Below are 2,254 nucleotides of genomic sequence, written 5' to 3'. Positions count from 1 at the left end.
AGCGGGGGGGGGGGGGCCCCGGACGGGGGCCGGGCACGCGCGGGACCGGGGCCGGCCGGGGTGGGGCCGGGCAGGCCGGGGTGGGCCAGGCGCCGGGCGCCCGGGCGGGACCGGAGCGGGATCCGGGCGCCGGAGCGGGGGCGAGACGGGGCACCGGAGCGGGGGCGGGGCGCCGGAACGGCGTGCCACAGCGGTGCCGGAGCAGTGCCGGAGCGGTGCCGCAACGGGGTCAGGACGGGACCAGTCCGGGGTCGAAGACGGGGTCCGCGGACCGGGCGGGGGCGGCGGCGCGTTTCCTCGCCGTTGAACGGGCCGGAGCGGCGGACGGGGGCGCCGGGTCGGGCCGTACCGCTGCGGCAACCTCGACCGGCGTGGCCCGTGGGGCCGAAGTCGGCGGCCGGGACGGTTCGTCGGGCGCCGTCGGGTCGAGCGGCGTCGCGAAGGGGTCGGACGCCCAGTCGGCGCGGTTCTTGGCCACCCGGCGGAAAGCGGCCGTACCGCGATTGAGGTCGTGGCCGACTGCGACCGCGTCGACGCTGGCGGAGAAGTACGTCTGCCCCTTCTCCTCGCGCTCGGTCACCCGCAGCCGGCCCTGGACGATCACCGGCTCACCGATCCCCAGCGACGCGGAGACGTTCTCGCCGAGGGACCGCCAGGCCCACACCGTGAAGAAGTTGGTGTGTCCGTCGGTCCAGCGTTCCGCCGACCGGTCGTAACGCCGTTCCGTCGTGGCCACCCGGAACCTCGCGACCGGCACACCCGCCGATGTCGTCCGCAACTCCGGCGACGTCGCCACGTTTCCGGTCACCGTCACCAAGGTCTCGCTCATGACACTCTCCTCCTCATCCGGGCGCCCGCGATCCGCCACGCGTGCGGAGCGACGGGCACACCTCTCGTTCTCACCGACCCGGAATGGCCCGGCAAGAACAGATTGCACCGAAAAGGAAGTTCGTGGTGAGCCGGTCGGAAATCTGTGGACCACGATCGGGCTGGGGATAACTCGGTCATACGGAAGGGTGGTTTACGGAAGGGTGGTTGATGTCGATCAGACGGCGGTGGCAGGTTGGCTGAACGCCGCGTTGAGCCTCGGGCACAGGAGCCGAGCCAACGTCAGCCACCGCACCGAACGCCGCACCCTCTGACCCCAGCCACCCCACCGGACGCCCCACCCTCTGACCTCGACCACCGCGCCGAACGCCACCTCCTCTGACCCAAGCCACCGCACCGAACGCCGACACTGCTGACGCCAACACTGCCGACGCCAACCCCACCCCGCCCAGCCCGACCCCACCCACCGCACTCACCCCCGCCCGGCGCTGCGTCCCTCCGGGATCACCGCTCCCGTCGCCACGCCGAACTGTTCGCGTACCTCGGCGTAGCGCAGGAGTTCCGCGGCGACGGGTTCGAGGACGCGGGCGCGGCCGCAGTGGGCGGCGGTGTCGCGCAGCAGGCGGTCCGCCGTCTGGCCGTGGCGGCGGGCGGGGCCGCGGCCGCCAGCGCGGCAGGCCCAGGCCAGCGCGGGGCCGCCGAGCGTTCCGACGCCGAACACCAGCGCCGCCAGCCACACCGGCACCGGCAGCGCCCGGACCGCGATCGCGACCAGACCCACCGCGCCGACGGCCGACAGCACCATCAGCAGCCACTGGGCCGCCGCGGCCGCCGACCACCAGCGCGGCCGGTCGACGCGAACGCCGTCGGCCTGGGCCACCGCCTCGTCCAGCACCTCCGCGAGCCCGCGTGCGCCCCGGCGCGCGGCGTCGTGCACGGCGAGCGCCCATGGCGCCGGAAGCCCGTGCGCCGCCTGGTCGGCGACCGACCTGACCGCCTCGGAGACCAGCGCCCTGGAGGCCGCCCGCCGCGTTCCCGCCGACGGCACCGGCGCCCGTTCCGCACCACGCGCCGCCGACTGCACGGCCCACGCTCCCCGTCCCATCGTGGACGCCTCGCGCCCGGCGGCGCTCTTCACCCGTCCAGCGATCGAACGCGGCCCGCCAGCCGTTCCAGCGTCCGGCTTCCCCGCGTACCGACTCCCCGCGAGAACGCCCCCACGCCCGATGTCCGGAACGTCACCGTGGCCACTGCGTTCACCACTGTCACCGCGTTCACCGCTGTCACGGCGTTCACCACTGTCACCGCGTTCACCACTGTCACGGGCAGCGTCGTCGCGGCGGTCACCGGCAGGAACGCCGACAACGCCGTCACCAGCGAAGACGACCCTCACCGCACCGGCGCCGCGCCCGTCCCCCGCCCCCCC

3 protein-coding genes are annotated in these 2,254 nt (G+C 75.1%); 1 reads left to right on the top strand and 2 read right to left on the bottom strand.

Features of this window, described 5'->3' with window-relative positions; genetic code table 11:
* Positions 1 to 229: 229 nt before the first annotated feature.
* Complete coding sequence (ssb, locus tag POF43_RS34345; protein WP_271326052.1) at positions 230 to 829, bottom strand: single-stranded DNA-binding protein; 600 nt, start codon at positions 827 to 829, stop codon at positions 230 to 232.
* Between the two features lie 471 nt (positions 830 to 1,300).
* Positions 1,301 to 1,933: a hypothetical protein gene (locus POF43_RS34340; protein WP_271326065.1), complete on the bottom strand. Its 633-nt coding sequence runs from the start codon at positions 1,931 to 1,933 to the stop codon at positions 1,301 to 1,303.
* A 138-nt stretch (positions 1,934 to 2,071) separates the two neighbouring features.
* Here POF43_RS34340 and POF43_RS34335 point away from each other — a divergent pair.
* Positions 2,072 to 2,254, top strand: a 183-nt coding sequence (locus tag POF43_RS34335) for a hypothetical protein (RefSeq protein WP_282704961.1), incomplete at its 3' end; no start/stop codon positions are given.

Origin of the sequence: Streptantibioticus silvisoli, assembly GCF_027947535.2 — a bacterium.
GTDB lineage: Bacteria > Actinomycetota > Actinomycetes > Streptomycetales > Streptomycetaceae > Streptantibioticus_C > Streptantibioticus_C silvisoli.
This window is presented reverse-complemented; position numbering and strand designations above follow the sequence as displayed.

Coding starts and splice junctions, on each gene's coding strand:
- POF43_RS34340 (WP_271326065.1), bottom strand. CDS start 1,933: ATGGGACGGGGAGCGTGGGCCGTGCAGTCGGCGGCGCGTGGTGCGGAA.
- ssb (WP_271326052.1), bottom strand. CDS start 829: ATGAGCGAGACCTTGGTGACGGTGACCGGAAACGTGGCGACGTCGCCG.